Origin of the sequence: Kocuria sp. UBA1838 (assembly GCF_002338785.1) — a bacterium.
Taxonomy (GTDB): Bacteria; Actinomycetota; Actinomycetes; order Actinomycetales; family Micrococcaceae; genus Kocuria; species Kocuria marina.
The window spans coordinates 70,288-77,794 of sequence record NZ_DDIY01000008.1 but is presented as its reverse complement, the minus strand read 5'-3'; the positions used below and the strand labels follow the sequence as shown (position 1 = coordinate 77,794).

Below are 7,507 nucleotides of genomic sequence, written 5' to 3'. Positions count from 1 at the left end.
CGAACGGCCCGGTCCCTCCGAGAGGAGGGACCGGGCCGTTCGCGTGCGGATCAGTCGGCCTGGGTCGGTGGCACGCGGACCTGCAGGGACTTGTGGTGCATGGTGGTCTCGAACGCCTTGATCCGCCCCAGGGGATCGCCGTCCACCTGGTACTCGATGGGTTCGTGGAACTCCACCCGGACCTTCTTGCCGCTGCGGTAGTCGATCACGGGCAGCTCGTGGCGGTGGCGGAACGCGACCTTGGCAACCATGCCCAGCCAGCCCACGAGCGAGCGCGGGGTCATCACCACGAGGTCCAGCACGCCGTCGTCGATCTTGGCCTCCGGCACCAGGATCAACCCGGCGGTGAGTTCGCCGCAGTTGCACACCATCACGGAGCGCACGAGCTTGGACTCCCAGGGGCCGTCGTCGATGCTGTAGCGCGCCCAGCGGGGCCGGTTGAATAGGTGCCGGAAGCCGGCTTCGCCGTAGGCGGCCCACCCCACGAGGTCCTTGAGGTCGTCCTTGGTGTCGGCCATGATCTGGGCGTCGAAACCCGCGCCGCCCATGACCAGGAAGCGGTGGTCCTCGGTGCGGTCGTCGTCCGTCTCGAGGTGCACGGCCACGGTGTCGATGGCCTTCTGGGACCCGAACAGCGCCACATCCACGGAGTGGTGCGGGTCCGCGAGGTCCGCCTTGAGGTTGCGCGCCAGCAGGTTGCCGGTGCCCAGCGGCACGAGCCCCAGCGGGATGTCCCCGCCGGCCAGCGACTCGCCCACGGCACGGATGGTGCCGTCACCGCCCGCGGCGAGCACGACGTCCGCGCCCTCCTCGACGGCGCCGCGGGCCATGGAGAACCCGGGATCGTCCACTTCTGTCTCGTAGAAGACGGGATCCGCCCAACCACCCTTGCGGCACGCGATGATCACCGCGTCCCGTGCTGCGTCTGCCTGGGCCTTGATGGGGTTGATCACCACGGCCACTCGCTGGGGTTCCACTGTGTGCTGCGGCACGGGAGTCCCCTTCCTGGATCGTTCGAAAGGCGGCTGTCGGACGCGGCCAGTCTACTGGCGCGCGGGCCGGGCGCCGCCTCCACGTCGGATCGCGCACCCGTGCGTTTCGTTGGATACCCTGGACGGGTGATCGACATCAACGACCTGCGCGCCGACCCTGAGACCTACCGTGCTTCCCAGACCGCCCGGGGGGCGGACGCGGGACTGGTGGACCGCATCCTGGAGGCGGACTCCCGGCGGCGCGGGGCGATCACCGACTTCGAGTCCCTGCGCGCGGAGCAGAACGCGTTCGGCAAGAAGGTGGCCAAGGCCCAGGGTGAGGAGAAGCAGCAGTTGCTCGCCCAGGTCAAGCAGCTCGCCGCGGACGTCAAGGCCGCCCAGGCGGAAGCAGACGCCGCCCAGCTCACCCAGCAGGAGCTCGTGGCCCAGTTCCCCAACCTGATCGTGGAGGGCATCCCATCCGGCGGCGAGGACGACTTCGTCCTGTTGCGCACCGAGGGCACCCCGCGCGACTTCGAGGCCGAGGGCTTCGAACCCCGGGACCACCTGGAGCTGGGGGAGTTGCTGGACGGGATCGACATGGAACGCGGGGCCAAGGTCTCCGGCTCGCGCTTCTACTTTCTCAAACGGGACGTCGCCCGCCTCGAGACGGCCCTGCTGCTCGCGGCCCAGGACCTCGCCCTGGACAACGGGTTCATCCCCATGTCCACGCCCAACCTGGTGCGCCCGGCCATCATGAACGGCACGGGATTCGACGTGGAGCACGACGACGAGATCTACCGCGTGGGCAAGGACGACCTCTACCTCGTGGGCACGTCCGAGGTCGCGCTCGCGGGCTACCACGCGGACGAGATCCTGGACCTCAACGACGGGCCGCTGCGCTACGCCGGCTGGTCCTCGTGCTACCGCCGCGAGGCCGGTTCCGCGGGCAAGGACACCCGCGGGATCATCCGCGTGCACCAGTTCAACAAACTCGAGATGTTCGTCTACTGCCACCCCGAGGACGCCGCCGCCGAGCATGAGCGGTTGCTCGCGTGGGAAGAGCAGATGTTGCGGGCGTGTGGGCTGAGCTACCGCGTGATCGACACCGCGGCCGGGGACCTCGGGACCTCCGCGGCCCGCAAGTTCGACTGCGAGGCGTGGATCCCCACCCAGGGCAAGTACCGTGAGCTGACCTCCACATCCAACTGCACCACGTACCAGGCGCGCCGGCTCAACATCCGGGAACGCCTGCCTGAGACCACGGACGCCCAGGGCAGGACCAAGAAGGGTGGGACCCGCGCGGTGGCCACGCTCAACGGGACGCTCGCCACGACCCGCTGGCTCGTGGCGATCCTCGAGACTCATCAGCAACAGGACGGCTCCGTGGTCGTCCCCGAGATCTTGCGCCCGTACCTGCGCGGCCAGGAGGTCCTGCGCCCGGTCGGGTGACGCACATCGCCCGGGAACTTCACGCTCCCGTCACCGGGCGGTCCATCGCAAGACATGCATCGATGGTGATGTGACACCATGACTGTCATGACTGATATCCAGGCCGGCATCGATGACCGGCACACCGAGGAGAAGGCGCAGAGTGCTGCAGCGGCGTTCGCGCCCATGAAAATACAGACCCCCCGTTCGAGTTCCTGGACCAGGGAAGAGGGCGTCCGGTACCTCGTGGCGCTGGACGTGGACGGGACCCTCGTGGACCACGACGGCCACATGTCCCGCGGCGTGAAGGACACCCTGCGCGCCGTCGTGGGCGCCGGCCACCACGTGGTGATCGCCACGGGCCGCTCCAAAGGCGCCACGCTGCCCGTGATCCGCCAGGGCCACATCCACTCCGGGTTCGCGGTGTGCTCCAACGGGGGCGTGACCCTGCGATTGGACCCGCAGCTCGAGCAGCGCTACGAGATCACCGACCGCGTGAGCTTCGACCCCTCCAACGCGCTGCGGGCGCTGTCCAGCAAGTTGCCCACCGCCAAGTTCGCCCTCGAGGGCGTGGATGGGCAGTTCTACTCGACCGAACGCTTCCAGGACTCGTCCTTCGGGATCGAGGCCGTGGGCGTGGACCTTCAGGAGCTCTCCGAGATGCCCGCGGTGCGGCTCGTGGTCTACAGCGCCACGGACGCCCCCAGGGACTTCGCCCAGGCCATCGAGCAGGCCGGTCTGCACGGCGTCGCCTACTCCGTGGGCTGGTCCTCGTGGCTCGACGTCGCCGCGAACGGCGTCTCCAAGGCCAGCGCTTTGGAGCAGATCCGCAAGCAGCTGGACGTGGACCCCGCGCACACCGTGGCCATGGGGGACGGGCGTAACGACATCGAGATGCTGCAATGGGCCGCGCGCGGTGTGGCCATGGGTCAGGCCCCGGACGAGGTCGAGCAGGTCGCCCGCGAGGTCACCGGCAGCGTGTACGACGACGGCGCCGCGGCCATCCTGCGCACGCTGCTCTGAGCGGGACGTCCGGTTCGGGAAATGCGCGGCGTCGTGGCCGGGTTGCCCGGTGCGGAACTGCGATACTGGAACCGTGTTCGTCCTGACCCTGACCCAGCGTGTGGCGGACGCGTCCCGCCCCGACCCCGCCATGGACCACGAACTGTGTCGGCGCCTGCGTGACGTGCCCGCGCGCGCCCCGTTCCAGCCCATGGCGCCGGGTGAGGTGCGCGGTCTGACCGAGGACGCCCACGCTGCGGTCGCGGCGGCCATGATCGCCGTGCGCGAGGACCGCTATGCGGTGGGCATCGGCGTGGGGGACGTGTTCCTCACGCGCGTGGACCACGAGGACGGCCGCGTGGCCGTGACCGCCGAGGGGCCGGGCATGAACCACGGTCACCTCGCCGCGCAACCGGGCCGTGACACCGAGCGGGCGGCCGTGCGGGTCAGCGCGGTGGACGCGACGGCCGCGGAGCAGGCCCAGGCGGTGCTCAAGCTCGTGGGCCGGATCGTGAGCGAGCGCAGCGAGGCCGAGTGGCGCGTGGTGGACTTGCTGGTCCCCGGAGCCAGAGGTCAGCAGAAGACCGTGGCCCAGCAGCTCGGGATCACACCCCAAGCGGTGTCCAAGGCCGTGGTGCGCTCCCTGTGGAACGAGGAGTGGCAGGCCCGTCCGGCGGCCGCGACGCTGTTGCGCCTGTGCGAGTGAGCCCTGGGCCAATGGGTACCCGCGCTATGGGCGTCCGAGGCGGCGCCCGGTCGGGGAACGGCGGCCGGGTCAGCGGTCGAACACGTCAATGCCCGCTCGCGTGAGCGGGTGGCTGCGGCGTCACCACCACGTGTCCACGGCATAACCCGCGCTCGCGAGGTCCGCTTCCAGGATGGGCAGGCACGGGGACGGCAGCCGCAGTGACCCGGCGATGTCCCGGGCGTCGAAGTACCCGGTGAGCCACGTGAAGGCGGGGTGGTCGGTGGCGAGCGCTTCGCAGCGCGCCATGATGTCCGCGACGTCCGCCGCGGGGGCGAAGACCCAGAAGGACTCGAGGTCCGTGAGCTGGAACAGCCCCACGCCGGTGCCTCCGGGCTCCGGGCGGGCGGGATCACCGGGCCGGTCAGAGGGGTCGCGGGGGACCGCGGGCTCGCCGGAACCCCACGCCCGCGCGGGACTGCGTACCCACCCGCCCGACGCCGCGGGGCCGAGTGCCGGAGCCAGGGGATCGAGTTCCCATCGCGGGGCGCGCACGAGCCAGTCCGGTGCGCTGGGCGGGAACAACGGTCCCCCCGGGGGATCGGGCCAGCGGTCCTGCCACGTGGCCCAGCTGCCCTTGTCCACCCGGTCCCAGAAGGCGTCCGCCCCGAGGTCCACGGAGACTTCCGTGACCGTGCTACGCACGTGCATCCAGTGTTCGGGTGCCGGGTCACTGGGATCCTGCTGGGATTCCGAGGTGTAGGGGCGCGGGACGATGTCCGAGTGCAAGGACGGCTCGGGCGCCGGATCGGTTCCGGCCGCCGACAGCAGCGTGCGCACCTGACCCATGAGGTGCTCGGGGCCCAGGACCTGCGTGGACTCGGTGCCGTGGAAGACGTAGACGTGCCCGTGTTCACGTGCGTGCGGATCGAACACGGGTACCACCTTTCCGAAGCGCAGGGGACCACCGGGTTCTCGCGGCCGCGTCCCGCAGGATCATCCCACCACGGCCCGCCGACAGGCATAAGCGCCCGCGGTTCCGAGGGGCGCGGGATGCGGAGTCACCGGGCGTGGGAGTCACCGAGCGTGACCGTCACCGAGCCGGTGTGCACGGGTGAGGTCCCCGTGCTCGGTGCGCACACCGACCACGGGGACCCCGAATGGAGGGGGACGGACTCAGTCGTCCTGCTCGGCCTCCGCGGCGCTGTCGTAGTGGGACTGCTCGAAGCGCTGCTGGGCCTCCACGATGAGCCGCTCCGCGGCCTCCTTGCCGTCCCAGCCCTCGCCCTTGACCCACTTGTTGGGCTCCAGGTCCTTGTAGCGCTCGAAGAAGTGCTGGATCTCCTTCTGCTTGAACTCGTTGACGTCCTCGAGACCCTGGATCTCGTCGTAGCGCTTGTCCGTGGACACGCACAGAATCTTGGCGTCCCCGCCGGCCTCGTCCGTCATGTTGAACACGGCGATGGGCCGGGCCTCCACGATCACACCGGGGACCACGTCCACGTCCAGGATGACCATGGCGTCCAGCGGGTCGCCGTCCTCGCCCAGGGTGTTCTCGAAGTAGCCGTAGTGCGTGGGGTACTGCATGGAGGTGAAGAGTACGCGGTCCAGGCGGAGTCGACCGGTCTCGTGGTCGATCTCGTACTTCACGCGGGAATACCGCGGGATCTCGATGGTGACGTCAAGCTCCATGGTGAAACTCCTCGGGTCGTAGTGCTGTGTGCCGGGCGGTTCGCGCACCCGGGTACCGCGCGGGACAGCGCCGAGCCGCCGCGCGTTCGATCGGATGCTCCCACGATACCGGCCGTGGCCGCGCCGTAGGGCAGCGCCCGCCCGCAGCGGTCCGGTGTTCGGCGTACGACGGCGCTCGGTGCGTTGTCCGTGTCGGGCGGGTACGGGAGAATGAGGGCCATGCCCGCACCCCCACCGAGTACCTCCGCGCGTCGCCGCTCCTGGCCCCTCGCGTGTGCACTGCTCGCGCTCGCGGTGCTCGTCGCGGCAACATTCGCCGTGCCCGCGGTCGTCGCGGAGCTACGGCCGGCATGGCAGCACGCGCAGGACGCGGACGACGCCGCGGCGTCGCCCGATCCCGCTGCGGCCGGTCTGGCGGCAGCGTCCAGGACGGTGGATGCCGAGGGCGTGGCGGAGGCCCTGGACGCGGGTCTGACCGGGGCCCCGGGAACCGTGGCAGCCGCCGTGGCGGTGGCGGGGGAGGACTCCGTGGTCGCGGGGCGGTCGCCGGAGCGGCCCATGGTGCCGGCGTCGAACCAGAAGGTGCTGACCGCCCTGGCGCTGGCCGCGACCGTGGACCCGTACGAACGACTGGAGACCACCGTGGTCCGGGGGGATCAGCCGCGGAAACTCGTCCTGGTGGCCGGTGGTGACACCCTGCTCGCTCCGGGCGAGGGGCGGGCGGATGCGGTCAACGGTCATGCGGGACTGGGGACGCTCGCGGAACGCACCGCGCAGGCCCTGCGACAGGACGGTCCCGATGCCGCGGCCTCCGGGCAGTGGACCGTGGAACTGGACACGGACCTGTTCGCCGGACCGGAGCTGAACCCCGCGTGGGAGGGGGAGGACGTCGCCGCCGGGGAGATCACCCGTGTGGCGCCCGTGGCCCTGTATTCCCACCGGGTGCCCACCGCGGACGGCGCGGACCCGGGCTCCCGCGGCGAACGGCCCCAGGACCCCGCGGCCGCGGTCGCGCGAGAATTCGCGCGCCAGCTCGAACAGCGCCTGGGTGCCGGGGCGAGCGTCACCGCGGGAGGCGCCGCGAGTGCCCCGGAGGACGCCGTGGGGCTCGCGCGCGTGGCATCCGCGCCCGTGTCCGAACAGAGTGCCTACATGCTCGCGCACTCGGACAATTCCCTCGCCGAGAGCCTCGCGCGGGTCGCCGCGGTGGCCTCCGGACGTGAGGGCAGTGTGACGGGTGTGCAGGAGCTGATCCCGGCCGCCCTGGCCGAGCACGGGATCGACACCGAGGGCCTGCGGGCCGCGGACGCGAGCGGGATGGCGCAGCAGGACAGGGTCAGCGCCACCACACTCGCCCGCGCGGTGGACACCCTGGTCACGGATCCCCGCTACGGTCCGTACGGCCGGGGGCTGCCCCTGGCGGGAGCCCAGGGAACGCTCTCGGAGCGCTTCGACGACCCGGCGGAGGCCGCGGCGCGCGGTGTCACCCGGGCCAAGACCGGGACCCTGCTGGACGTCGTGGCGCTGTCCGGGTACGTGCAACGCGCCGACGGCAGCGTGCTCGTGTACTCCCTGGTGCTCAACGGGGTCAGCGGGGACGCCACCCGGGCCAAGGACACCGTGGATCGCACGGTGGCCGCGCTCGCGAGATCTGCGTGAGCCGACCACTCGCGGAACGCGCCGTGCCCCGGGAGTTTCCAGCCTCCGCCCATTCGCGTGACCGCCC

General features: G+C 71.0%; 7 protein-coding genes. 4 read left to right on the top strand and 3 right to left on the bottom strand.

The genetic code is table 11. The features are described from left to right. Nucleotides 1-50: 50 nt before the first annotated feature. Entirely contained in the window at nucleotides 51-992 is a 942-nt protein-coding gene (locus B3I25_RS04815; protein WP_085108065.1) for a diacylglycerol/lipid kinase family protein, read from the bottom strand. 126 nt (nucleotides 993-1,118) lie between these two features. Between B3I25_RS04815 and serS the strand changes: the two genes are divergently transcribed. From serS to B3I25_RS04800, 3 genes are all read left to right on the top strand, one after another. Next, entirely contained in the window at nucleotides 1,119-2,423 is a 1,305-nt protein-coding gene (serS, locus tag B3I25_RS04810; protein WP_286738029.1) for a serine--tRNA ligase, read from the top strand. Between the two features lie 87 nt (nucleotides 2,424-2,510). After that, nucleotides 2,511-3,425: an HAD family hydrolase gene (locus B3I25_RS04805; protein ID WP_082943469.1), complete on the top strand. Its 915-nt coding sequence runs from the start codon at nucleotides 2,511-2,513 to the stop codon at nucleotides 3,423-3,425. 73 nt (nucleotides 3,426-3,498) lie between these two features. After that, a complete protein-coding gene (locus B3I25_RS04800; protein WP_064847367.1) occupies nucleotides 3,499-4,110 on the top strand; it encodes a hypothetical protein in 612 nt (203 codons plus the stop codon). A 120-nt stretch (nucleotides 4,111-4,230) separates the two neighbouring features. On the opposite strand, the gene B3I25_RS04795 is transcribed toward B3I25_RS04800, so the two are convergent. After that, entirely contained in the window at nucleotides 4,231-5,025 is a 795-nt protein-coding gene (locus B3I25_RS04795; RefSeq protein ID WP_286738025.1) for a hypothetical protein, read from the bottom strand. A 240-nt stretch (nucleotides 5,026-5,265) separates the two neighbouring features. Beyond that, entirely contained in the window at nucleotides 5,266-5,781 is a 516-nt protein-coding gene (locus B3I25_RS04790; protein ID WP_035959224.1) for an inorganic diphosphatase, read from the bottom strand. 219 nt (nucleotides 5,782-6,000) lie between these two features. On the opposite strand from B3I25_RS04790, the gene dacB reads away from it, so the two are divergent. Then, nucleotides 6,001-7,440 carry a D-alanyl-D-alanine carboxypeptidase/D-alanyl-D-alanine endopeptidase gene (dacB, locus tag B3I25_RS04785; protein ID WP_286738024.1) on the top strand — a complete coding sequence of 480 codons (1,440 nt, stop codon included), beginning with the start codon at nucleotides 6,001-6,003 and terminating at the stop codon, nucleotides 7,438-7,440. The last annotated feature ends 67 nt before the right edge of the window (nucleotides 7,441-7,507 follow it).